This is a genomic window from Pseudoduganella sp. UC29_106 (assembly GCF_044055365.1).
Classification (GTDB): Bacteria; Pseudomonadota; Gammaproteobacteria; order Burkholderiales; family Burkholderiaceae_D; genus Rugamonas.
In genome coordinates, this window is sequence record NZ_CP171977.1 from 6,894,797 (window position 1) to 6,915,888 (window position 21,092).

The 21,092-nt window shown below is 63.2% G+C and carries 24 protein-coding genes, 1 tRNA gene and 2 pseudogenes; 12 read left to right on the plus strand and 15 right to left on the minus strand.

The genetic code is table 11. The features are described from left to right. Position 1: 1 nt before the first annotated feature. From ACHMW6_RS34220 to ACHMW6_RS34230, 3 genes are all read left to right on the plus strand, one after another. Positions 2 to 355 (plus strand): MmcQ/YjbR family DNA-binding protein, encoded by a 354-nt coding sequence (locus tag ACHMW6_RS34220; protein WP_395403925.1) that lies wholly within the window; start codon positions 2 to 4, stop codon positions 353 to 355. Next, entirely contained in the window at positions 355 to 1,611 is a 1,257-nt protein-coding gene (locus tag ACHMW6_RS34225) for a phenylacetate--CoA ligase family protein (protein WP_395408783.1), read from the plus strand. The genes ACHMW6_RS34220 and ACHMW6_RS34225 overlap by 1 nt, the downstream gene beginning before the upstream one ends. A 113-nt stretch (positions 1,612 to 1,724) precedes the next feature. After that, positions 1,725 to 2,306, plus strand: a complete 582-nt coding sequence (locus tag ACHMW6_RS34230; RefSeq protein ID WP_395403927.1) for a hypoxanthine-guanine phosphoribosyltransferase — start codon at positions 1,725 to 1,727, stop codon at positions 2,304 to 2,306. Here ACHMW6_RS34230 and ACHMW6_RS34235 read toward each other — a convergent pair. The 4 genes from ACHMW6_RS34235 to ACHMW6_RS34250 all read right to left on the minus strand — a co-directional run bounded on the left by ACHMW6_RS34235 (position 2,293) and on the right by ACHMW6_RS34250 (position 5,203). Continuing rightward, a complete protein-coding gene (locus ACHMW6_RS34235; protein ID WP_395403929.1) occupies positions 2,293 to 2,904 on the minus strand; it encodes a YSC84-related protein in 612 nt (203 codons plus the stop codon). The genes ACHMW6_RS34230 and ACHMW6_RS34235 overlap by 14 nt on opposite strands. Positions 2,905 to 2,953: 49 nt before the next feature. Next, the gene (locus tag ACHMW6_RS34240; RefSeq protein ID WP_395403931.1) at positions 2,954 to 3,910 is read right to left on the minus strand and encodes an NAD(P)H-dependent flavin oxidoreductase; all 957 of its coding nucleotides are present in this window, start codon (positions 3,908 to 3,910) and stop codon (positions 2,954 to 2,956) included. Positions 3,911 to 4,076: 166 nt separating this feature from the next. Continuing rightward, positions 4,077 to 4,988, minus strand: coding sequence for an MBL fold metallo-hydrolase (locus tag ACHMW6_RS34245; RefSeq protein WP_395403933.1), 912 nt, complete (start codon positions 4,986 to 4,988; stop codon positions 4,077 to 4,079). Further along, on the minus strand, positions 4,988 to 5,203 hold the full coding sequence (locus ACHMW6_RS34250; RefSeq protein ID WP_395403935.1) for a DUF1289 domain-containing protein: 216 nt from the start codon (positions 5,201 to 5,203) through the stop codon (positions 4,988 to 4,990). The genes ACHMW6_RS34245 and ACHMW6_RS34250 overlap by 1 nt, the downstream gene beginning before the upstream one ends. A 178-nt stretch (positions 5,204 to 5,381) precedes the next feature. Between ACHMW6_RS34250 and ACHMW6_RS34255 the strand changes: the two genes are divergently transcribed. Then, a complete protein-coding gene (locus ACHMW6_RS34255) occupies positions 5,382 to 6,365 on the plus strand; it encodes an alpha/beta hydrolase family esterase (protein WP_395403936.1) in 984 nt (327 codons plus the stop codon). Here ACHMW6_RS34255 and ACHMW6_RS34260 read toward each other — a convergent pair. The 4 genes from ACHMW6_RS34260 to ACHMW6_RS34275 are packed head-to-tail and all read right to left on the minus strand — an operon-like array spanning position 6,304 to position 7,554. After that, the gene (locus ACHMW6_RS34260) at positions 6,304 to 6,618 is read right to left on the minus strand and encodes a SemiSWEET transporter (protein ID WP_395403938.1); all 315 of its coding nucleotides are present in this window, start codon (positions 6,616 to 6,618) and stop codon (positions 6,304 to 6,306) included. The genes ACHMW6_RS34255 and ACHMW6_RS34260 overlap by 62 nt on opposite strands. Further along, complete coding sequence (locus ACHMW6_RS34265) at positions 6,570 to 6,794, minus strand: cysteine-rich CWC family protein (protein WP_395403940.1); 225 nt, start codon at positions 6,792 to 6,794, stop codon at positions 6,570 to 6,572. Before ACHMW6_RS34265 ends, ACHMW6_RS34260 begins: the two co-directional genes overlap by 49 nt. Continuing rightward, positions 6,791 to 6,991, minus strand: a complete 201-nt coding sequence (locus tag ACHMW6_RS34270; protein WP_395403942.1) for a zf-HC2 domain-containing protein — start codon at positions 6,989 to 6,991, stop codon at positions 6,791 to 6,793. The genes ACHMW6_RS34265 and ACHMW6_RS34270 overlap by 4 nt, the downstream gene beginning before the upstream one ends. Further along, the gene (locus tag ACHMW6_RS34275) at positions 6,988 to 7,554 is read right to left on the minus strand and encodes a sigma-70 family RNA polymerase sigma factor (protein WP_395408784.1); all 567 of its coding nucleotides are present in this window, start codon (positions 7,552 to 7,554) and stop codon (positions 6,988 to 6,990) included. The genes ACHMW6_RS34270 and ACHMW6_RS34275 overlap by 4 nt, the downstream gene beginning before the upstream one ends. Positions 7,555 to 7,666: 112 nt before the next feature. On the opposite strand from ACHMW6_RS34275, the gene argB reads away from it, so the two are divergent. After that, positions 7,667 to 8,590, plus strand: coding sequence for an acetylglutamate kinase (gene argB, locus ACHMW6_RS34280; protein WP_395403944.1), 924 nt, complete (start codon positions 7,667 to 7,669; stop codon positions 8,588 to 8,590). 50 nt (positions 8,591 to 8,640) lie between these two features. Continuing rightward, positions 8,641 to 8,715 (plus strand) — tRNA-Thr (locus ACHMW6_RS34285). Between the two features lie 64 nt (positions 8,716 to 8,779). On the opposite strand, the gene ACHMW6_RS34290 is transcribed toward ACHMW6_RS34285, so the two are convergent. After that, positions 8,780 to 9,700 (minus strand): TraB/GumN family protein, encoded by a 921-nt coding sequence (locus ACHMW6_RS34290; RefSeq protein ID WP_395403946.1) that lies wholly within the window; start codon positions 9,698 to 9,700, stop codon positions 8,780 to 8,782. A gap of 21 nt (positions 9,701 to 9,721) precedes the next feature. Between ACHMW6_RS34290 and ACHMW6_RS34295 the strand changes: the two genes are divergently transcribed. The 3 genes and pseudogenes from ACHMW6_RS34295 (at position 9,722) to ACHMW6_RS34305 (ending at position 12,873) form a co-directional block, all read left to right on the plus strand. Next, positions 9,722 to 10,447: a pyrimidine 5'-nucleotidase gene (locus tag ACHMW6_RS34295; protein WP_395403948.1), complete on the plus strand. Its 726-nt coding sequence runs from the start codon at positions 9,722 to 9,724 to the stop codon at positions 10,445 to 10,447. Positions 10,448 to 10,469: 22 nt separating this feature from the next. Further along, positions 10,470 to 11,044, plus strand: a pseudogene (slmA, locus tag ACHMW6_RS34300) (nucleoid occlusion factor SlmA). Further along, positions 11,045 to 12,873, plus strand: a pseudogene (locus tag ACHMW6_RS34305) (chorismate-binding protein). Here ACHMW6_RS34305 and ACHMW6_RS34310 read toward each other — a convergent pair. Both ACHMW6_RS34310 and ftrA read right to left on the minus strand, forming a co-directional pair. After that, positions 12,868 to 13,227: a DUF1428 domain-containing protein gene (locus tag ACHMW6_RS34310; RefSeq protein ID WP_395403950.1), complete on the minus strand. Its 360-nt coding sequence runs from the start codon at positions 13,225 to 13,227 to the stop codon at positions 12,868 to 12,870. The pseudogene ACHMW6_RS34305 and the gene ACHMW6_RS34310 overlap by 6 nt on opposite strands. Positions 13,228 to 13,257: 30 nt before the next feature. Next, complete coding sequence (gene ftrA / locus ACHMW6_RS34315) at positions 13,258 to 14,226, minus strand: transcriptional regulator FtrA (protein WP_395403952.1); 969 nt, start codon at positions 14,224 to 14,226, stop codon at positions 13,258 to 13,260. 214 nt (positions 14,227 to 14,440) lie between these two features. Between ftrA and ACHMW6_RS34320 the strand changes: the two genes are divergently transcribed. Continuing rightward, the gene (locus ACHMW6_RS34320) at positions 14,441 to 14,851 is read left to right on the plus strand and encodes a rhodanese-like domain-containing protein (RefSeq protein WP_395403954.1); all 411 of its coding nucleotides are present in this window, start codon (positions 14,441 to 14,443) and stop codon (positions 14,849 to 14,851) included. 4 nt (positions 14,852 to 14,855) lie between these two features. Here the strand turns inward: ACHMW6_RS34320 and ACHMW6_RS34325 are convergent, their stop codons facing one another. Beyond that, the gene (locus ACHMW6_RS34325) at positions 14,856 to 15,461 is read right to left on the minus strand and encodes a glutathione peroxidase (protein ID WP_395403956.1); all 606 of its coding nucleotides are present in this window, start codon (positions 15,459 to 15,461) and stop codon (positions 14,856 to 14,858) included. Positions 15,462 to 15,520: 59 nt separating this feature from the next. Here ACHMW6_RS34325 and ACHMW6_RS34330 point away from each other — a divergent pair, with 59 nt between their 5' ends. Then, on the plus strand, positions 15,521 to 16,759 hold the full coding sequence (locus ACHMW6_RS34330) for a PHA-depolymerase-like protein (protein WP_395403958.1): 1,239 nt from the start codon (positions 15,521 to 15,523) through the stop codon (positions 16,757 to 16,759). A gap of 8 nt (positions 16,760 to 16,767) precedes the next feature. On the opposite strand, the gene ACHMW6_RS34335 is transcribed toward ACHMW6_RS34330, so the two are convergent. Further along, positions 16,768 to 17,565: a PPK2 family polyphosphate kinase gene (locus ACHMW6_RS34335; RefSeq protein WP_395403960.1), complete on the minus strand. Its 798-nt coding sequence runs from the start codon at positions 17,563 to 17,565 to the stop codon at positions 16,768 to 16,770. A 151-nt stretch (positions 17,566 to 17,716) separates the two neighbouring features. Between ACHMW6_RS34335 and ACHMW6_RS34340 the strand changes: the two genes are divergently transcribed. Beyond that, on the plus strand, positions 17,717 to 17,962 hold the full coding sequence (locus ACHMW6_RS34340; RefSeq protein ID WP_395403962.1) for a hypothetical protein: 246 nt from the start codon (positions 17,717 to 17,719) through the stop codon (positions 17,960 to 17,962). A gap of 3 nt (positions 17,963 to 17,965) precedes the next feature. On the opposite strand, the gene ACHMW6_RS34345 is transcribed toward ACHMW6_RS34340, so the two are convergent. Both ACHMW6_RS34345 and ACHMW6_RS34350 read right to left on the minus strand, forming a co-directional pair. Further along, on the minus strand, positions 17,966 to 19,576 hold the full coding sequence (locus ACHMW6_RS34345; RefSeq protein WP_395403964.1) for an NAD(P)-binding protein: 1,611 nt from the start codon (positions 19,574 to 19,576) through the stop codon (positions 17,966 to 17,968). Next, entirely contained in the window at positions 19,576 to 21,087 is a 1,512-nt protein-coding gene (locus ACHMW6_RS34350; RefSeq protein WP_395403966.1) for a polyamine aminopropyltransferase, read from the minus strand. The genes ACHMW6_RS34345 and ACHMW6_RS34350 overlap by 1 nt, the downstream gene beginning before the upstream one ends. Positions 21,088 to 21,092: the final 5 nt, after the last annotated feature.

The following is a 21,092-nucleotide window of genomic DNA, read 5'->3' on the forward strand; positions in this document are numbered from 1 at the left end:
CATGAATATCAAGAAAGCGAAGGAAATGTGCCGTTCCCTGCCTGGCGCAACGGAAGACATCAAATGGACCGATCATCTGGTGTTCTCCATCGGCGGCAAGATGTTCGCCGTGGCGGACGTGGATGAAAAGTCGACCAGCATCCGGTTCAAGGTCGATGACGACCGCTTCCTGGAGCTGACCGACCGTCCCGGCATCATTCCTGCGCCCTACCTGGCGCGCTCGAAGTGGATACGCGTGGAAGACATGAGATCACTGGCCGATACCGAAGCGGAGCAGCTGTTGCGGCGCGCCTATGAGCTGGTGTTCTCGAAACTGACCAAGAAACTGCAAAGAGAGATCGAAGGAGCCGCATGATGGCCGACACGCTCGACAGCCTGGAAACCCGCCCACCCGAACAACGCGAACGCGAGCTGATGGCGCGCCTGCCAAAACTGGTGGCGCAGGCGCAGACTGCGCCCGGCTGGTCGCGCATTCTGGAGGGTGTGGACGCCGCCAGCATCACTTCGCGTGAAGCGCTGGCGAAGCTGCCGGTCACGCGCAAGTCCGAGCTGAAAGGCTTGCAGCACATGCTGCCGCCCTTCGGCGGGCTGACGAGCACCGCGCCGCGCCAGCTGGGCCGCATCTTCATGTCGCCCGGCCCCATCTTCGATCCGGAAGGCCGCGGCACCGACTGGTGGCGCTTCGCGCGTCCCATGTATGCGGCGGGCGTGCGCGCGGGCGGGCTGCTGCAGAACTGCTTCTCCTACCACTTCACGCCGGCCGCCTTCATGGTCGAAGGCGGCGCAGCGCGCATCGGCTGCACAGTGATTCCGGCCGGCGTCGGACAAACCGAGCTGCAGGTGCAGGCGATGGCCGAACTGAAGCCGGATACGTATGTCGGCACGCCCTCCTTCCTCAAGCTCATTATCGAGAAGGCGCGCGAGACAGGGGCCGATATCGGCAGCGTGAAGCGCGCCGTCGTCAGCGCCGAAGCGCTGCCGGAATCGCTGCGCCAGTGGTTCGCGGAACATGGCGTGCAGGACGTGGTCCAGACTTACGGCTCGGCCGACGTGGGCAATATCGCCTACGAAACCAAGACCGGCGGCAAGGTCAATCCCGGCCTGGTGCTGGATGAAGAAGTGGTCCTGGAAATTGTGCGCCCCGGCTCGGGAGAACCCGTGGCGCCGGGCGAAGTGGGCGAAGTGGTCGTCACCGTGTTCAATCCCGATTACCCGCTGGTACGCTTCGCCACGGGCGATTTGTCCGCCGTGCTGACCGATGCAGCGCCCTCGCCCTGCGGCCGCACCAACACCCGCATCAGGGGCTGGATGGGCCGCGCGGACCAGACCACCAAGGTGCGCGCCATGTTCGTCCATCCCTCGCAGGTGCACGAGATCACGCGCCGCCACCCGCAGGTGCTGAAGGCGCGCCTGGTGGTATCGGGCCGGATCGCCGATGAGGTGATGACCCTGCATTGCGAAGTGAGCGATCCTTCGGCGCAAAATGCGGCTGCGGACATCGTCGCCACCATCCGCGACGTCACCAAGTTGCGCGGTGAAGTGCAATTCGCAGCCAGCGGCAGCCTGCCGAATGACGGCAAGATAATCGACGATATACGCGATTACAGCTAAGTTAAGGATGGGTTAGCGCGACCTGTGGCGTAAAACCAACTCATCCTGCGGCGGCCGGGCAGATGGCGGATAATGAAAGCCATTCATCACCCAGTCGTTTGGTAGGCAAAATCATGCAAGACTTCCATCACAACCGCGCCCGCGCACTGCTGGAAAACGCGGAAGAAATCTTCGACCAGGAAACCGTGCAGGCTTCCGTGCGCCGGATGGCCGAAACCCTGAATGCACGCTTCGGCGACGAGGAAAAGCAGGAGTTCCCGCTGGTGCTTGGCGTGATGGGCGGCGCCGTGGTCTTTACCGGCAGCCTGCTGCCGCAACTGACTTTCCCGCTCGAATTCGATTACATCCACGTGAGCCGCTATGGCGATGACGACCAGGGCGGCAAGGTAGTGTGGAAGGTCGTGCCGCGTCCTACCGTTTCCGGCCGCACGGTGATCGTGCTGGACGATATCCTGGACGAGGGCGAAACCCTGGCCCACGTGAAATCGCGCCTGCTGGAGATGGGCGCCAAGGAAGTGATCATCGCCGTGTTCGCGGACAAAAACATCGGCAAGTCCAAGCCCGTGAAGGCGGACATCGTGGGACTGACCATCCCGAACCGCTTTGTGGTCGGATTCGGGATGGACGTCTATGGCTACTGGCGCAACCTGCCGGGCCTGTGGGCGATCCGCAACGAGGACCTTAGTACCCGCTAGGCGCGCTCGATCCCCCCAGGTCCAGCTTCGTGATCTTGGTGCCTTCCAGGTTAAGGCCTGCCATCAGGCCGGCATTGGTGAGCACCAGGGCTTCCACGGGCTGGGTGGCGGTGGTCGTATCGATCTCGCCGTTTGCGCCGACCTTCAGCAGGGCCACCGTGCCGTCAACGCCAGCGGTCCAGCCGGAGCTGTTGCGGAACTTATTCAGCGCATCCTGCGTCATGAACAGCATGATGATGGCCTTGGATTGCGCGCCGGCCTGCAAGCCGACGGACAGGCTGCCGATGCTGTAATAGCCTTCGGTGCGCCCGCCTGCGCGCAAGGCGCCCTTGCCGTATTCACCGCCAACCACCAGGCCCGCCGACACCACGCGCGGGAAGACCAGCACGCCGGCGGCCTTGCCCACCAGCTCGCGCGAGCCCTTCACTTCCTTGTATAGCCGGTCAAGCGTGCTGTCGATGCCCTGGCCGATTTCGGCGCGCTGGGCGCCTGCATCGGCCGTGGAACCGGTCGTGGTGGTAGTGGTACAGCCTCCAAGCGCCAGGCCGGCCAGGGCCAGCGCTGCCACGGTTTTCAACACAAACGTACGATTTCGCATGGAACCCTCCGTTGTTTGAAGCGGCCGGCCTCCCGGCCATCTGACGATTCTAGCTCAACTGAAGCCGCTCGCGCGCGGCAATGTACTCGGCCTTGAGCCGGTCCACCATTTCCTGTGCCGTTGGCACATCATGCATCAGGCCCACGCCCTGGCCGGCGCCCCAGATGTCGCGCCATGCTTTCGCGCTCGCGCTGCCGAAGCTCATTTTCGATTTGTCGGATTCCGGCAGGTTTTCCGGGTCCAGGCCTGCTGCTTGAATCGACTTCTTCAGGTAGTTGCCGTGCACGCCGGTGAACAGGTTGGTGTAGACGATGTCCGATGCCGACGACGAAAGAATGGTTTCGCGGTACTGATCGGTCACATTCGATTCCTTCGTGGCCAGCCAGCGCGAGCCGATATAGGCGAAGTCGGCGCCCATGGCCTGCGCGGCCAGGATGGCATCGCCGGTGGCGATGGAGCCTGAGAGCGCAATGGGGCCTTTGAAGAACTTGCGCACTTCGCCCACCAGCGCGAATGGCGACAACGTGCCGGCATGGCCTCCCGCGCCGCTGGCGACCAGGATCAGGCCATCGACGCCCGCTTCCAGCGCCTTTTCCGCATGGCGGATATTGATCACATCGTGCAGCACGATGCCGCCGTAGGAATGGATGGCGTCCAGCATTTCACGCGGCGGCGCGCGCAGCGAGGAAATGATGATCGGCACCTGGTGCTTCACGCAGACTTCCACGTCATGCTCCAGGCGGTCATTCGAGTGGTGCACGATCTGGTTCACGGCGATGGGGCCGACGCGCTTGTCCGGATTGGCCTGTGCAAAGGCCGCCAGCTCGGACTGCAGCTCGGTGAGCCAGGTGTCCAGCAGCTCTTTCGGGCGTGCGTTCAGCGCGGGGAAGGAGCCCACGATGCCCGCCTTGCACTGCGCCGCCACCAGGGCCGGGCCGCTGGCGATGAACATCGGGGATGCGATGACTGGGAGGGTAAGGTTCTGCAGTACGGCAGGCAGTGACATGGCGGCACTCCGGAAGTGAACGATCGTACTATTATATGCCCTGGCCGCGGTTTGTGTTGGTGGCGGCGCATGCACGGCGGATCAATGATCCGCCCTACACGCCGATGGCGTCCCTGAGACGATGATCTGTGGCGAAGCGTAGGGCGGATCATTGATCCGCCGTCTGTTAGCCGTCGTTGAGCAGGAACTCGCCATCGATGCGCGCCGTGCACGCACGCACCAGGTGCTTAACGGCCCACGCCGCAAGGTCTTCATTCGACATATGCAAATGCCGCCGATTCGATTCCGCAATCACCGGCATCGATCCGAGAACTGAAGCCACATCCGCCACCGGAATCCGCTGCCGCTCCAGCAGCAAGAACTTGAGCAGCACCTTTACCGCATACTCCGCATTGCGCTTCGGATCACCTGACAGGAAATCCAGCCGGCGCCGCGCGCGCTGCAAGGCCGGCCCCACGTCCTCGAACACGGCGCCATGGCCCGGAATCACCAGGCGCACATCCAGCCCCGCAATCAGGTCCAGCGTCGCGCCCGCCTCGGCAAAGCCCTCCTCGCCTTCCAGCTCAGGGAAGATCACGCCGAAGCCATTCCACCACAGCGCGTCCGCCGACACCAGCACCTTCTCCTGCGGACAGTAGAAGATCACCGAATGCGCATGGTGGCCCGGCGCGCCGAGCACCTGCCATTCCAGGTCGCCCAGGGTCAGCGTTTCGCCCGGCGTGATCACGCCATCGATAGTGAAACGTTCGCACTGCTGGCCGGTGGCCTTGAAGGACAGCGCATCCTCATCCCAGCGCCGCACCTTCTCCTCCTCCGCCGCGGGAACAAAGGTATTACATCCGAAATGCGCCTGCAAAATCGCGTTGCCGCCGCAGTGGTCCGAATGCAGGTGCGTGGTGTACAGGCGATCGAGGCGGCGGCCGCGCAGGCCATGGCGCACCAGCGCCAGCGTCTGGTCGCGGTGCGTGTAGTAGCCACTGTCGATCAGGGCCGTGTCGTGGCGGCCGATGAGCAGCACATTGTTGGCGGACAGCCACCCACGTTCGAATACCTGGATGGAGGAAGGAAGATTCGTCATTACTCGAAGTCGATCAAATGCTCGCGACGGCGGATTTCAGCCCATACCGCGCGCTTAAAGGCGTCGTCCGCCCCCGACCATGCGACGATTTCCTCGATGGTGCGCAGGCAGCCTTCGCAAAAACCGGTGTCGCGGTTCATCTTGCACAGGCTGATACAGGGGGACGGCACCGGCGTGGCCAGCTCGGGTGCGCCAGGCGGCAGATCAGTACTCATACACGGTGGAGTTGGATAGTCAAGCCGTATTCTATCGCAGTGCGGCAAATTCGCTGACTTAACTGAAAAGCCATTCTTGCTATACTGGACTCAAACAGATGGCAGGCAGTAGGCCACCGGAGTGCCGAGGAGATGCGGAAAAGAGCAACACTGTTTCAACTTGACTCCGAGGTGCATCATGAAGCTCGACCATCATTGGTTTTCCCGTGTTCGCAAACGAGCGAGCGCGTTGTTTTTCGGCGCCGATCCAGAGCCCGGAAAGGCGCAATTCATCAGTGGTGAATTCCGCAACGAAGCGGGCGCGCGCAGTTACAAACTTTATATCCCCAGCACCTATACCGGCCAGCCCATGCCGCTGCTCGTGATGCTGCACGGCTGTACCCAGGACCCGGACGATTTCGCCGCCGGCACGCAAATGAATGCGGTGGCGGAGGAGCAGCGCTGTTTCGTGGTCTATCCCGCGCAGTCGAAGGGCGCCAATCAGTCGCGCTGCTGGAACTGGTTCAGCGCCCTGGACCAGAAACGCGGCCAGGGCGAGCCATCCATCATTGCCGGCATCGCGCGCCTGGTGATGGCGCGCTATCCGGTGATGCACGACCACGTTTATGTGGCGGGGCTGTCGGCCGGCGGCGCCATGGCGATTATCGTCGGCACGCTATATCCGGAAATCTTTTCCGCCGTGGGCGTGCATTCCGGCCTGCCTTATGCGTCGGCCGCCGACCTGCCCTCCGCACTGACGGCCATGCGCCGCGGCGCCACCAGTGCGCGCCTGCCCAATAGCGCAGGCCAGCCCATCATCGTCTTCCATGGCGACCAGGACCGCACCGTGCATCCTGTGAATGGCGAAGAACTGATCGCGCAAGGCTTGCGCAGCCACCCGCGCGGCGGCAGCGCGAATCCGGCGCGGCTTGCGGGCCGCGTGCCCGACGGCCACGAGTTCACGCTGACAGCGCACTGGCTGGAAGACGGCTCGCCGCTGGGCGAGCACTGGGTGATCCACGGCGCCGGCCATGCCTGGTCCGGCGGCAGCGAAGCGGGCAGCTACACGGACGCGCGCGGGCCCGACGCAAGCCGCGAAATGATGCGCTTCTTCAGCACCATCAGCGCGAACGCTCAAAAAGCCATTTCATCACGAGCACGCACACCGCAAGCACAAATGTGATGCCGTTGGCAAGGATGATCGGCCAGTCCACGCTGGCCAGCCCGTACAGGAACCACAGCAGCACGCCGGTGCAGAAAATCAGGTACATGCCGGTCGAGATGCCCTCGGCGTGGCGCTGGCGCCAGACCAGCAGTACCTGCGGGACAAAGGCAAAGGTGGTGCAAAAGGCGGCAATATAGCCGACCAGCTCCGTGTTGGATGGCATCAGGAAGCTTTCAGGCTGGCGATATGCGCGCGCAGGCAGTCGGGACACCAGCAACCCACGGCCGCTGTTGGCGCGGCGCCGGCAACCTCCGGCACGCGCACGGCGGGCGGCTCGAACGTGCACCAGCACGGCGTTTCGCCCAGCGCTCCGGTCGGTTTCTGCCCCGGCGGCGCATCCGCCATCGCGCAATGGAATTCGGCGCCGCAGCGCTCGCATGTGCTCATTTTGTGCCTCCGTCCGGCGGGAAGCCGCGCATCGCCTTGCGCAGCAGCTCCATTTGGCCATTGAAACGGGTGCAGGCGTCGCACACCATGAGGTGCAGGCGCATGCGGGTGCGCTCCACGAAGCTCAGTTCGCGGTCCATTCCCTCGGAGACGAGGCGGTGCACTTCGCGGCAGGTAGGTTTCAGGCCATCTTTCATCGTGTTGCAAACCAGTTCAGGTCAAGGCATTCGCGCAGGCGCATACGGGCCCGGTACAGCAGCACCCATGCATTAGACGTGGAAATCGCCAGTTCCTTACAGATTTCCTCGGTTTCCAGCTCCAGCCATTCCCGCATCATGAAAATGCGCGCGGTCTTGGCCGGCAGCTTCTCCAGGCAGACTTCGAGCACGCGAAAGAAGTCTTTTTGCTGCAGCGTAGCATCGGGATTGCCCCACTCGCGCGGCATGTCGCGCGTGTGGCCGTCGGCGACAAACAGGGAATCGATCGCCTCGTCCTCGGTCTGGCCTTCGTCCGGTTCCAGCTGGCGCTCGCGCGTGGTCGCGCGCAGGTTGTCGATGATCTTGAATTTCAGGATGCCCGTCACATAGGTGCGCAGGCTGGACTGGCCGGCAAAGCGCTCCGGCTGCTCGAGCACGGCCAGCAAGGCATCCTGCACCGCGTCTTCCGCCAGCGTCTGATTCCGTAATTGCAATTGTGCGAAACGGACAAGCATGGGCCGCATTGCTTGAAGCTGGGCATGGAGATTGTCGGGCGCGCTCATATCCGGGCAGACTAGCGGATCAGTCAAGAAATTACAATCGGATGGCCCTATAATGCGCACCTGACGTGCTGCATTGCCGTAAAATTGCGCAAATATCTTTTCCGGAACCGCCATGACCCATCTTCCTAAAGTAGACCCAGAGCAGAATGCCGACCTGAGCGGCGTAGAACCCAAGATCAAGGCGACGATTCTGGCCGAGGCACTGCCTTACATCCGCAATTTCCATGGCAAGACCATTGTCATAAAATACGGTGGCAACGCGATGACCGACGAGCGCCTGAAGCACGGCTTCGCGCGCGACGTGATCCTGCTGAAACTGGTGGGCATGAACCCGGTCGTGGTGCACGGCGGCGGTCCGCAGATCGACAACGCGCTGAAGAAGATCGGCAAGCAGGGCACCTTCGTGCAGGGCATGCGTATCACCGACGAAGAAACCATGGAAGTGGTGGAATGGGTTCTGGGCGGCGAAGTGCAGCAGGACATCGTGATGCTGATTAACCACTACGGCGGCCAGGCAGTGGGCCTGACCGGCAAGGACGGTGGCCTGATCCGCGCCCGCAAGATGGCGATGCCGGACAAGGAAAACCCGGGCAAGTTCCTGGACATCGGCTACGTCGGCGAAATCGATGCGATCAACCCGGCCGTGGTGAAAGCGCTGCAGGACGATGCCTTCATCCCGATCATCTCGCCTATCGGTTTCGGCCAGGACGGCCAGGCCTACAACATCAATGCCGACGTTGTCGCCGGCAAGATCGCCGAAATCCTGAAAGCCGAAAAGCTGATCATGATGACCAATATCGCCGGCGTGCAGGACAAGAACGGCAACCTGGTCACCGACCTCTCCGCACGTGAAATCGATGAGATGTTCGCCGACGGCACCATCTCCGGCGGCATGCTGCCTAAAATTTCATCGGCCCTGGACGCAGCCAAGTCCGGCGTGAACACCGTGCACATCATCGACGGACGAATTGAACACAGTTTGTTGCTGGAAGTCTTGACCGAACAGGCTTTTGGCACTATGATCCGGTCTCACTAAATTTTTTGGCGGTGCAACAGCTGTACCACCAGCACCGCCGAAATGTGAATGCCCTTGTAGCTCAGTGGTAGAGCACTCCCTTGGTAAGGGAGAGGCCACGTGTTCAATCCACGTCAAGGGCACCATACTCTCCTCCCCTGTTCGATCCATCGAATCGCGTAGGTCGGATCATTGATCCGACGTTCCAGCTCAGTAGACCCGCTGAACGCTGACGCCCCGCTGCCGCAACAATTCCGGCACACTCCCCGCACCAACCAGATGCAGAATGCCGATCGCGGCAAAGCTGTTCTTCTCGCGCGCCATCATCGCCACGATCCCATCCGCCAGACCCGGATTGCGCTCCTCCAGCAGCACCTTCTGCACAAAACGTCCCGAGAACGTCTCATCCTCCGCCGCCTTCTTCGCCAGCGCGTCCAACTTCACCTGATCCGCATCGCGCCACGCCTGCGTGATATCGCGCGCCTGGATCGCCTGTTCCTGGTCCTCGATGGCGTCGATGCCCTCCTCCAGGAAGCGCAGCTGTTCCGCGGCGGTCATGCGGTCGAACAGCGCCATCTGCGCGCCGGCCGATTCCAGCTCCATCACGCGGATCTTCTTGCGCTTCGCCTGGCGTGACAGCCAGCCATCGACGGAAAGGTCCGCCTGATAGCCCTGCGCCGCGAATTCAGCAACGGTCAGCAAGCTGGCAATCATCCACGGCTTCATCGGCGCTATCGTTGCGGAAGGGATGCTGTACTGCTGCAGCAGCTTTTGCAGGCGCGGACGATAGGACTCGCCGATCGTGTCCAGCGCCGGACCCTGGCCCGGCTGGTACATGCCATGCTGGACCACCGCCTGCATCATGCGCGCCGGGTCGCCGGCCGGATCGACTTCCAGCGCCAGCGCCGTGGACTTGTCCAGCGCCGCCATCAAGCGCGGCTCAAGCGGGAAGAAATCCGGTGCCCCCACGTGGATGGTGCCGAACAGCCATGACGTGTGACCGCCGTGCTCCAGCCTGAACAGCGCACCGTGTTTCTGCGCCTGCGCCGCCCCTTTCGGCGCCTCCGCCCATGCGGGCGTCAGGGCAAATCCGAGCAGCAGGGAAAAGATCACTATAATCTGGCGTCGCATGATTTCCTTTCGATGAGTGTCGTGAATATTAAACCTTCGGCGCCGGTCTGGCTGTTCGACCTGGACAACACCCTGCACAATGCTTCGCATGCGATCTTCCCCGTGATCGTGGCGAACATGAACGCCTATATGGCGCGCGTGCTGGGCGAAGCCGGCACGCCTGCCACGCAAGAGCAGATCAATGCCGCGCGCACGCTGTACTGGAAGCGCTATGGCGTAACCCTGCTCGGCCTGATGCACCACCATGGCGTGGACATGGCGCACTTCCTGGACACCACGCACGATATCCCCGACCTGCTGGCCAGCATCCGCCATGAGAAGGGCCTGGGACGCCTGCTGAAGCGCCTGCCGGGCCGCAAGGTGCTGCTGACCAACGCGCCGCACCGCTATTCGACCAGGGTGATGCGCCACATGGGCATCCAGCGCCATTTCTCGCACCATATCGCGATCGAATCGATGCGCGTGCATGGCAAGCTGCGTCCCAAGCCGTCGAAACACCTGCTGCGCAAGGTCATGCAGCGGCAGGGACTCACGCCGCGCCGCTGCATCCTTGTCGAGGACACACTGGCCAACCTGCGCACGGCGCATGCGCTGGGATTACGCACGGTCTGGATCACGCAATACCTGAAAGTCGCCGATCCGGCGGGCGCGGCCCACCTGCCGAAACGGCTGAATCGACCCGCTTGGGTCGATGTGCAAGTAAAATCTGTCAAACATCTGCCCGCGCAGCTATCCCGGCTGCGCTGAAACTCACCCAGGTCACAGGAATATGGCAAGCACACCGCCCGGGCAGCGCAGGCTGCAAATTCTCCAGGCACTGGCAGAGATGCTGGAGCACCCGAAGGGGAAAAAATCACCACCGCCGCACTGGCACGCAAGCTGGAAGTCTCCGAAGCAGCGCTGTACCGGCATTTCGCCAGCAAGGCACAGATGTTCGAAGGCCTGATCGAATTCATCGAGTCGTCCGTGTTTGGCCTGATTAACCAGATCTCGGAAAAGCATTCCGATGGCCTGGACCAGGCGCGCCATATCGTCGGCATGCTGCTGCACTTCTCGAGCAGCAATCCGGGTATGACGCGCGTATTGATCGGCGACGCGCTGGTCAATGAAGACGAGCGCCTGCAGCAGCGCATGAACCAGTTCTACGACCGCGTGGAGCTGGCGCTGAAGCAGGCTTTGCGGCTGGCGGTGGCGGAAGGCCAGGCGCAGGAGGCGGACGTCACCGCGCGCGCCAGCATGCTGGTGAGCTTCGTGGTGGGCCGCTGGCACCGCTATGCGAAAGGCGGCTTCAAGACCAGTCCTACCCAGGATGCTCCCGTACAGATTGCGATGTTGTTGAATTAAATGGATGTTGAATGCTTTGCCCTGCTCGATGACGCCCAGGCCGGCGGCCATCGCTCACGCCTGTACACCGGCCATCTCGGCACGCTGACCTGCCAGCGTTACGAAGAGTGGCCGCAGTTGCTGGAAGATGTGCAGGCAGCACTGGCGCGCGGCGAATACGCCGTGTTCACGGGCAGCTATGAGCTGGGTCACCACATCGTCGGCATTCCCGCGCGCGATGCCGGTATGCCGCTGGCCCGCGTGCTGCGCTTCCAGCAGTGCGAAGTGCTGACCCAGGCGGAAGTAGGCGCCTGGCTGGCCGCGCTGGCGGCAGAGAATCCCGGCCCGGCCGGCGTGGCCGATATCCGCGCCAGCGTCAACGAAACGCAATTCGTCGATGCCATCGAGCGCATCCGCGATTACATCGCCGCTGGCGACACTTACCAGGTCAACTACACCTTCCGCCTGCGCTTCGACGCTTTCGGTTCCCTGTTCGGCCTTTACGAGCGCCTGCGCGCACGACAGCCTGTGCCCTACGGCGCGCTGATCGCGCTGGATGACGGCAGTGCCATCGTCTCGCTCTCGCCCGAACTGTTCGTGCGCCACGAGGCGGGCACGCTGACGGCACGCCCCATGAAGGGCACGGCGCCCGCCGCCCTGCCTTCGCCTGAAATGCCGGATGTGGACGCGGAAAATTCGCGCCGCGCCGCCGCGCTGGCAGCGGACACCAAGAACCGCGCCGAGAACCTGATGATCGTTGACCTGCTGCGCAACGACATTGGCCGCGTCGCCGCCACCGGCACCGTACAGGTGCCGAAGCTGTTCGAAGTCACGCGCTTTTCCAGCGTGCTGCAGATGACCTCCACCGTGAACGCGCAACTGCGTGAAGACGCCACGCTGCACGACATCTTCGCCGCTCTCTATCCCTGCGGCTCGATCACCGGCGCGCCCAAGCGCCGCACGATGGAAATCATCGCCGAACTGGAACCGGACCCGCGCGGCATCTACACGGGAGCCATCGGCTGGTTCGATGCGCCGATCGATCCATCGCACAAGTTCGGCGATTTCTGCCTCAGTGTGCCGATTCGCACGCTCTCCCTGCAGGCCCCCGTGAACGGGGTGCGCCGCGGCGAAATGGGCGTGGGCGCCGGCGTCGTCTACGACAGCGATCCGCAGGAAGAATTCGCGGAATGCCAGCTGAAGGCGCGCTTCCTCACCGGCCTGACGAACGACTTCGAACTGTTCGAGACCATGTACGCCACGCACGAACAGGCGCGCGCCATCTCGAACGGCACATGCAGCGCCTGGCCGCGTCCGCGCGCTACTTCGGCTTCTCCTGGGATGAGGCGGCGGCGCGCGCCTATATCACGCTGGCCTGCCAGTCGCTGCCGCCAGGCGTGCCGCACCGCCTGCGCCTTGCCGCCAACCGCGCGGGCGCCTTCGTCGTGCAGACGGGCGAACTGAAGCCGCTGCAGGAGCCCGTGGGCGTGCTGCTGGCGGAAGACAACACGGTCAGCAGCGAGCTTTTCCTGCGTCACAAATCCACGCTGCGCGAACGCTACGATGCGGCGTGGAGGGCCGCCGAAGCGCAAGGCGCCTTCGACCAGCTGTTCTTCAACGAGCGCGGGGAATTGACGGAAGGTGGGCGCAGCAATGTCTTCATCAAGCTGGGCGGCCGCTGGGTCACCCCGCCTCTGGCGGCCGGCCTGCTGCCGGGTGTGATGCGCGCCGTGATCCTCGATGCGTGGAATGCGGAGGAACGCACGGTCACGCGCGGGATGCTGGCCGATGCCGAAGACATCGTGCTGTGCAACGCGCTGCGCGGCGCCCTCCGCGCGAAGATCCTATAGGTCGACCAGCATCTCGAAGCCGCCATAGATCATGCGCTTGCCGTCGAAGGGCATTTCCTTCGGGTCCATCATCTCGGCCATGCGCGGGTCTTTCATCACTTTCTCATTGATCTCGTCGCGCGCGGCACGCGACGGGAAAACGATCCACGAAAACAGCACCACTTCATTCTCTTCCAGTTTCACGGCGCGCGGGAAGGACGTGACTTCGCCCACCTTCACATCGTCCGCCACGGTTTCGCGGAACTGCAAGGCGCCGTGCTCGCGCCAGATTGCGCCGCACTTTTCCGCCATCGCGCGGTACTTCGCCAGGTTTTCCTTCGGTACGGGTACGATAAATCCATCAACGTAAGCCATGGCCGCCTCCGGTCAGTGGAAAAGCCCAGCTTATGCCACACAATTGGACGTGACAAGAAATGCTTTCCGGTAAGCTCCGGGGGTGGTGGACACGATGCGGCGGAAGTGATGCCGCAGTGATTCTTCGGAGCCGAATCCGGCCCTTTCCGCTACTTGCGAGAGGGCGATGTCCGGCGATTCGAGCAAGTCCTTGGCGATGGCGACGCGCTCGCGTGTCAGCCACTCGATAGGTCCCATGCCGGTAGCATCCTGAAATTGGCGCTGCAGCGTGCGCGCGCTCATGGCCGCACGCTCGGCCATGCTGGCAATGGTGTGCGGGCCGGCCGGATTACTGCGCAGCCAATCCATCAGCTTCGACAGCCGCCCCTGCTCGTCATGCGCCATAGGACGTGGCAGGAATTGCGCCTGGCCGCCTTCCCGGTGCGGCGCAACCACCAGGCGCTGCGCCACCAGGTTACCCACACGCGCGCCGTAATCGCGGCGGACGAGGTGCAGCAGCATGTCCAGTCCGGCTGCCGAGCCGGCGCTGGTGATAACTTGTCCGTTATCCACATACAGATCGTCTGCCTGCACCATGATTTTAGGGAAGCGCCGGGCCAGGCGTTCGGCGTAGCGCCAGTGCGTGGTGGCGCGCTGGCCATCCAGCACGCCGGCGGCGGCCAGCACGAAGACGCCGGAACAGATCGAGCACAGGCGAGCGCCGCGCTCATGCGCCTTGCGGATCAGCGCCAGCAGCTCTTCCGGGGGCGGCTCGTCGGCATCGCGCCAGCCGGGGATGATGATGGTGTCGGCTTTTTCCAGTAGCTCGGGCGCGTACGGCGCCTGCACCGTGATGCCGCCCATGGCGCGAATCTGCCCCGGCTCGGCGGCGCAGACGGCAAAGTCGTACCAGTCCACACCCAGTTCCGGACGGTCCAGGGCGAACAATTCGACCGTGCAGCCGAATTCGAAGGTGCAGAGGCGATCGTAGGCGAGCGCCACGACGAGATGTTTGGCCATGGCGTGATCTTAACGCATGTTGGCAGTCGCGCCAGTGCCGGTCAGCGGCGAAATTTTCGACAATGCATGCACGGCGGATCAATGATCCGCCCTACGCACCGCGCGGCATCGCAATTGACGGTAAGCCCCACGTGGCAATTGACGAACGGGCCCCAACGGGGCTGTAGGGCGGATCATTGATCCGCCGTTTCAACCAACACCGGAGAACTCAACAATGTCTATCGTCACCGAAGTCCCCGCCGCGGCCAGCGCCGATGCCCTCGCCCACTTCGAATCCTCCCTGCGCTTCGAAACCGACTGCTGGGACGTCCACAGCGTCATGAACACCCCCGACCAGGATTTCGTCCTGCTCGACGTCCGCGGCACGGAGAAATACAACGCCGGCCACATCCCCGGCGCCATCGACCTCGCCCACCGCAAGATCATCGCCGGCAAACTGGCCGCCTACCCGGCCGAAACGGTCTTCATCACCTACTGCGCCGGCCCCCACTGCAATGGCGCGGCCCGCGCAGCGATCCGGCTGGCGAAACTGGGCCGCCCGGTCAAGATCATGACGGGCGGCATCACCGGCTGGCTCGACGAAGGCTTCGAACTCGTCAGCGGCGCCGAAGCCGCCGCGGCGTAGAAAATCAGCTTGCCAGCGCCTTTTCGACCGCGCCGACCAGGGCCTTGTCGACCGGCGTGACCTTGCTTGGGAAGCTTTCGATCACATTACCTTTGCGATCGATCAAATATTTGTGGAAATTCCAGGCCGGAGTCTTGCCTGTCGCCTGAATCAGCTTAACGTAGAAGGGATTGGGCGACGAGCCGGATACCACCGACTTGGCGAACATCGGGAACTTCACGCCGTAGGTGTTGTAGCAGAAGTCCGCGATTTCCTTGCTGCTGCCGGGTTCCTGCTTGCCGAAGTCGTTGGACGGGAAGCCCAGCACGACCAGGCCTTTGGGCGCGTACTTGGCGTACATGGCTTCCAGGCCTTCGTACTGGTTAGTGTAGCCGCAGTAGCTGGCGGTATTCACAACCAGGATCACCTTGCCGGAGTACTGGCACAGGTCCTGCGGCACGTCGTCCTGCAGGCGGTTGAAGGTTTGCTTCAGGATGGCCGGGCACGATGCGGACTGCACGGCTGCCGGGGAACCGGGCATCGCTGGCGTGGCGTTTTGCGCCATGGCAGCGCCGGCGGCGCCGAGGCCCAGGGCGGACAACGCGGCAAACTTGGCAAGGGTAAGGGACATGGACTTCCTCATGAGGGTTCGTGAAGAATCCGATTGTATTCCAATACTCAGGAGGCTACATGACGAGCAAGTTACTGATGCGGACCCTGGCCCTGCTCGCAATGCTGCTGGCGCCGCCGCTGCAGGCGCAGGTCGTTCCCCTGCCCGCTCTCAAGACTACCCAGCTGTCCGTTTCCGGCCTGTCCTCCGGTGGCTACATGGCTGTGCAATTCGACGTGGCCTTCTCCGCCAGCGTGATCGGCGCCGGCATCGTGGCGGGCGGCCCCTACTTCTGCGCGCGGGCTAACGTCGGCACCGCGACCTCGGTATGTAGCTGCACGGGCTTCGGCCTTTGCCAGGTGAGCCCGGGCGGCACGGGCGTGGCGGACCTGATCGCCAAGACCGGCCAGAACGCCGCCAGCGGCGCCATCGACAGCACCGGCAACCTCGCCAGCCACCGCATCTGGCTATTCTCCGGCACAGCGGACAGCCTGGTGCCGCAAGCCGTGATGAATGACCTGGAAAGCTATTACAAGAACTACGTGTCGCCGGCCCAGATCAGCTTCAAGAAGAACCTGCAGGCGCAGCATGCAATGCCGACGGACTTATTCGGCAACAGCTGCACCACACTGTCCTCTCCCTATATCAACAACTGCGGCTATGACGCTGCAGGTCAGCTGCTGCAATGGATCTACGGGCCCCTGGCCCAGAAAACCGGCAACACGCCGGCCGGCAGCTTCCTGCAATTCGACCAGTCCGAATTCCTGCCCAGTCCCGCCAGCCATGGCATGGCGCCAAGCGGCTACCTGTACATCCCGCCCGGCTGCGCAGGGGATGCATCCTCCTGCAAGCTGCACGTGGCCTTCCACGGCTGCAAGCAGGACGCCGCAACGATTGGCGAAAGCTATGTGCGCAACGCCGGCTACAACGGCTGGGCGGACGCCAACCGCATCGTCATCCTCTACCCCCAGGCCGCTTCTGTGCCGCCGCTGACCAACCCCAATGCTTGCTGGGACTGGTGGGCCTATGACGACGCCAACTACGCGGTCAAAACCGGCCGCCAGATGCAGGCCGTAAGGCGCATGACCGAGCGCCTGATGGGCGCCGGCGGCGGCAATCCGCCACCACCTCCCTCACCGGCGTCCGAATGCTTCAGCGCTTCGAACTCCGAACACGTGCAGGCCGGGCGCGCTTACGACAAATTCTTTTTTGCCTACGCAGTCGGCTCGCATCAAAGATTGGGCCTCGACTTCAGATTCTTCCACACTACATTGAAGCGCACTGCACCGAATTACTATGTCGTTGGCGCCTGTAGCTGACGACCTGTCTACTTGATCTTGATCTTGTCCAGCCCCGGCGCGGGGGGCGGGAACTTCAGCTTCATTCCCTGCATGGTCTCGAGCAGGATCTTGGCGACGATCAGGTTGCGGTGCGGCTTGGAGTTGGCAGGCACGATGTACCACGGCGCGTGCTTCGCGTCCGTTTCCATGATGGCCGCCTCGTAGGCGCGCAGATAGTCATTCCAGTACTCGCGCTGCTTCAGGTCTTCGGGATCGAACTTCCAGTGCTTCTCGGGATTGTCCAGGCGCGCCTGCAGGCGCTGGCGCTGTTCCTCCTTGGAGATGTGAAGGAAAATCTTTACGATTGTGGTGCCGGTTTCGGACAGCATCCGTTCGAAGTCCCGGATCTGCGCATAGCGGCGCTTGCATTCTCCCGGCGTAATCATGCCCTGCACGCGGGTGATCAGCACTTCTTCGTAATGACTGCGGTTGAAAACAGCGATCTCGCCCGCCTGCGGCACCTCGCGGTGCACGCGCCACAGATAGTCGTGCGCCGCTTCGATCGCCGTCGGCGCCTTGAAGCCCACGGCGCGCAGGCCCATGGGACTGATCCTGCTGAACAAGGCGCGCACCGTTCCATCCTTGCCCGATGTATCCGTGCCCTGCAGGACAACCAGCAGCTTCTTCCTGCGCTCAGCGAAAAGCATTTCCTGCAGGCTGGCGATTGCTACGTGCATCTCCGCCAGGATTTTTTCGTGCTTGTCTGTCGCGCCGTGCGGTCCGGCGGCATTCTTGTCGCGCAGCTTGAGTTTTTCCGGGGCCCTGAATTGTTCTGTCGCCTTCATGTTATTGCCTCCTTTTTCGGCGACGATAACACATGAGATTGTAAGCAGGTGTAAAGACCGTCAACTGTGCCGGGTCCCACGTCGTTTTTTGCTCAGTAGCACAGCAGTAATTAAACGCCGGAAACGATTTATATCATTTAGGAGAAAACTCATGAAGAAGACCATCGCCACCCTGATCGCCGGCCTGTTTGCAAGCGCTGCATTCGCGCAAACCCCAGCTCCGACCGCTGCTCCCGCTGAAGCGGCCAAAGCCCCCGCAGCCGCCACCGCCGAAGCAAAGGTGGACAAGTCCAAGCATCATCACAAGGCCGAGAAGACCGAGAAGGCGAAGGAAGCCGCACCTGCTGCAGCACCCGCAGCCGCTGCACCGGCAGCAGCACCCGCCGCAGCCAAGTAAGCCCTAGCGCATAGCCAGCCCTGCGGCCCGATAGCCCCACCAAGACGCCTCCTCGAAGACCGAGAATCCACTCAGGTCGGAGTGGGCGAAGAGGATGGGGCCATCGTATTCCCGCAGGGCTTGCAGTCCTGCATTGCTGCGGAATCCCGGCTGCGGGATCGCCATCGCGTGAGCGCGCAAGGTGATGTCCACACGCTCCACATGCGCTGCGAACCGTGCGCCATACGCTTCACGCAAATCAGAGCTGGCCAGCGCCAGCAACTCTTCCCCGCTCGCCGACTGCATCCAGCGCCTGGCTTCTGCCGGCTCCCGGTCGGACAGCGCCGTGTAGGCCGTGAACACGGTTCGCTCCGGCGGCGTGACACGAATATCCTGGTGGGTTGACACCACGTAGCCCAGGCCCTTTCCCCCATAAACCACGTTGTCCCACGAGAGCGGCGCCTGCGCCAGTTCGGACGGGAAGCGCTTCATCAGGAAGTTCGCGACCAGCCATGGTGCATGCTGCGGCTGGTGCCGCGCGGCGTCGAAGCCGTCCGGCATCTGCTGCACCACGCGCGCCGCCACGTGCAGCGGCATCGCGCAAATTGCCTTTCGCGCACGCACCGTGAAGGTCCGCGGCTTGCCGCCCTCCAGCACAAAGCACGACGCCTCCACGCCCGCACGACCGACCGCCGCTCGCACCGAGACCGCCGTCCCGGCTATCCACCGCGGCTGCGCCTGACGCTCCAGCCCACTGGCCAGCGCCTGCAAGCCCTCCGGCCATGTCAGCCACGCACCCTGCTCCGCATTGGCCGCCTCCGCCCCGCGCCCGCAGAAATAGTGCAGCCCGGCCCAGGCCGACACCTTGCCGCTCGCCGCGCCATAGTCATCGCGGCAGCAGTAGTCCAGATACCAGCGCAAGGATGGCGAACGATAACCTTCCCGGTCCAGCCACTGCGCAAAGCTGAGCGCATCGAGCCTCAGCCACTCCGGATCGCTGGAGCAGGCCGCAGTCGGGAAAGTAAACACGCGCCGTCCATCGCGTCCCCGCGCCTCGCGCAAGGCCTCCACCTGCGCCATGAAGCGCCGGTGCTCGGACAATTCGGTGTCCGGTACGCCCTCATGCGGCAGAACCCCTTCCTGCCAGACACCCTTGTACAGCACGCGTTCTTCCGGCGCATGCAGCAGGAAGCGCTCATCGTAGTAAGGCCGCGCAGCCGACACATCGCGCTGGATCACGCCCAGATCGGCCAGAATCTCGCGCACATGGAAGCAATCCTGCGACGGCAGTGGTAGGTAGTGGGCGCCGGTCGGGAAGCCAAGCTCCCCGAAGCGCCCGCCGGCAGCGTTGCCATAACGCTCCGGCCCATCGAGCATCAGGAAATCGCCATGCCCCTCCTTGCGCAGCTTCCAGGCCGCCGTCTGCGCGCCGATGCCCGAGCCGAGGATCAGCACGTCGGTTTCGAGCACCTTCGACGGAGGCGGTAACGCGCCATGATCGCGCAGGAAGTGCCCTTCATCGCGTCCCGGCGCCAGCACGCGCGGCGTGACCTCCTGCCAGCGGCGGAAGCCAGCCAGTCCCGCGCCGGCAACAGCGGCGGCGCCGGCCCAGGCAAGAAACGAGCGACGCAGCATCAGCGAATCACCCTGCGCCAATCCTGCTCGAACTCGTGAACCAGCGATTGCGTATTCAGCCGGTTCGGCTCCATGGCCAGCGGCTTCATGTCCGGCGGGAAGGCGAACATCTCGCGCGTGGTCTGCGCATTCAGATAGCGCATCGGAAGCCGGTACGATTCCGGCGCCTTGTAGGCCATCTGCGGCGACGCCAGGATGAAGCCCCACTCGCCGAACGAAGGCACATAGGCGTGGTAAGGCCAGGTGCGCAGGCCCACTTCGCGCAAGGTCGCATCGATCGTCCAGTAAGCGTGCGGCGCAAAGAAGGGCGACGTGGACTGCACCACCACCAGGCCATTCGCCGCCATATGCTTGCGCACCATGCCATAAAAAGGCACCGAGTACAGCTTGCCCAGCGCGAAGCTGGATGGATCGGGGAAATCGATGATGACCGCATCAAAGGTTTCGTCCGTGTGCTCCAGCCACTGCGCCGCATCGGCATTGATTACGCGGGCGCGCTCTGTCGTCAGCGAGCCCTTGTTCAGCGCCACCAGTTCCTCGCGCTTGCTGAAGGCGGCCGTCATGGCCGGATCGAGATCCACCAGCGTCGCCTGCTCCACGTTTGGATAGCGCAGCACTTCGCGCAGTGCCAGGCCATCGCCGCCGCCCAGGATCAGCACACGGCGCGCCCAGGGCAGCGCTTCCATCACCGGATGCACCAGGGCCTCGTGGTACCGGTACTCGTCACGCGACGAGAACTGCAGGTTGCCGTTGATGTAGAGGCGCAGGTCATCCTTCCACTTGGTGATGACAAGGCGCTGGTAAGGCGTGGTGGTCGAATACACGATCTCGTCGCCGAACAGGCCGTGCTCGCCCCAACTGGTCATGCGGTCCGCGCTGGCAAAGCCGACGGACAGCGCCAGCAGCACCGCACAGGCGCGCAGCATGCGGCCCGCCAGGTTAGCCAGCTCTGTGCGAAACACGTAAATTGTCCACAGGGCCACGCCGATATTCAGCATCCCGAACAGGAATCCCGTGCGCACCAGGCCGAGATGAGGCGCCAGCACCAGAGGGAACAGCAGGGACACTGCCAGCGCGCCCAGATAGTCGAAGGTCAGCACCCGGCTCACCAGCTCACTGAACTCCGTCTGGCGCGAATTCAGGGCGCGCATCACCAGCGGAATCTCCATACCCACCAGAGCACCGACCATGAACACGACCACATACAGCACGGTGCGGAACGGCGCCGCCATCCAGGAAAAGGTCATGAACAGCAGGGCCGCGGACACGCCACCGATCAGCCCTACCGCCAGTTCGATGTCGACAAAGCGCGCCAGTACGTCTTCATCCTTCACATACTTCGACAGGTGCGCGCCCACGCCCATCGCGAACAGATAGCAGCCAATAATGGTGGAAAACTGCAGCACCGAATCCCCCAGCAGGTAGCTGGAGAGGGCGCCCGCGATCAGCTCATAGGCCAGCCCGCAGGACGCCACGACGAAAACGGACAGTATCAGAATCTTTTTGGTCATTTGGC

Excerpts from the sequence above, each read along its gene's own strand:
- ACHMW6_RS34220 (WP_395403925.1), top strand. The coding sequence starts at position 2 with ATGAATATCAAGAAAGCGAAGGAAATGTGCCGTTCCCTGCCTGGCGCA.
- ACHMW6_RS34225 (WP_395408783.1), top strand. The coding sequence starts at position 355 with ATGGCCGACACGCTCGACAGCCTGGAAACCCGCCCACCCGAACAACGC.
- ACHMW6_RS34230 (WP_395403927.1), top strand. The coding sequence starts at position 1,725 with ATGCAAGACTTCCATCACAACCGCGCCCGCGCACTGCTGGAAAACGCG.
- ACHMW6_RS34235 (WP_395403929.1), bottom strand. The coding sequence starts at position 2,904 with ATGCGAAATCGTACGTTTGTGTTGAAAACCGTGGCAGCGCTGGCCCTG.
- ACHMW6_RS34240 (WP_395403931.1), bottom strand. The coding sequence starts at position 3,910 with ATGTCACTGCCTGCCGTACTGCAGAACCTTACCCTCCCAGTCATCGCA.
- ACHMW6_RS34245 (WP_395403933.1), bottom strand. The coding sequence starts at position 4,988 with ATGACGAATCTTCCTTCCTCCATCCAGGTATTCGAACGTGGGTGGCTG.
- ACHMW6_RS34250 (WP_395403935.1), bottom strand. The coding sequence starts at position 5,203 with ATGAGTACTGATCTGCCGCCTGGCGCACCCGAGCTGGCCACGCCGGTG.
- ACHMW6_RS34255 (WP_395403936.1), top strand. The coding sequence starts at position 5,382 with ATGAAGCTCGACCATCATTGGTTTTCCCGTGTTCGCAAACGAGCGAGC.
- ACHMW6_RS34265 (WP_395403940.1), bottom strand. The coding sequence starts at position 6,794 with ATGAGCACATGCGAGCGCTGCGGCGCCGAATTCCATTGCGCGATGGCG.
- ACHMW6_RS34270 (WP_395403942.1), bottom strand. The coding sequence starts at position 6,991 with ATGAAAGATGGCCTGAAACCTACCTGCCGCGAAGTGCACCGCCTCGTC.
- ACHMW6_RS34275 (WP_395408784.1), bottom strand. The coding sequence starts at position 7,554 with ATGAGCGCGCCCGACAATCTCCATGCCCAGCTTCAAGCAATGCGGCCC.
- argB (WP_395403944.1), top strand. The coding sequence starts at position 7,667 with ATGACCCATCTTCCTAAAGTAGACCCAGAGCAGAATGCCGACCTGAGC.
- ACHMW6_RS34290 (WP_395403946.1), bottom strand. The coding sequence starts at position 9,700 with ATGCGACGCCAGATTATAGTGATCTTTTCCCTGCTGCTCGGATTTGCC.
- ACHMW6_RS34310 (WP_395403950.1), bottom strand. The coding sequence starts at position 13,227 with ATGGCTTACGTTGATGGATTTATCGTACCCGTACCGAAGGAAAACCTG.
- ftrA (WP_395403952.1), bottom strand. The coding sequence starts at position 14,226 with ATGGCCAAACATCTCGTCGTGGCGCTCGCCTACGATCGCCTCTGCACC.
- ACHMW6_RS34320 (WP_395403954.1), top strand. The coding sequence starts at position 14,441 with ATGTCTATCGTCACCGAAGTCCCCGCCGCGGCCAGCGCCGATGCCCTC.
- ACHMW6_RS34325 (WP_395403956.1), bottom strand. The coding sequence starts at position 15,461 with ATGTCCCTTACCCTTGCCAAGTTTGCCGCGTTGTCCGCCCTGGGCCTC.
- ACHMW6_RS34330 (WP_395403958.1), top strand. The coding sequence starts at position 15,521 with ATGACGAGCAAGTTACTGATGCGGACCCTGGCCCTGCTCGCAATGCTG.
- ACHMW6_RS34335 (WP_395403960.1), bottom strand. The coding sequence starts at position 17,565 with ATGAAGGCGACAGAACAATTCAGGGCCCCGGAAAAACTCAAGCTGCGC.
- ACHMW6_RS34340 (WP_395403962.1), top strand. The coding sequence starts at position 17,717 with ATGAAGAAGACCATCGCCACCCTGATCGCCGGCCTGTTTGCAAGCGCT.
- ACHMW6_RS34345 (WP_395403964.1), bottom strand. The coding sequence starts at position 19,576 with ATGCTGCGTCGCTCGTTTCTTGCCTGGGCCGGCGCCGCCGCTGTTGCC.
- ACHMW6_RS34350 (WP_395403966.1), bottom strand. The coding sequence starts at position 21,087 with ATGACCAAAAAGATTCTGATACTGTCCGTTTTCGTCGTGGCGTCCTGC.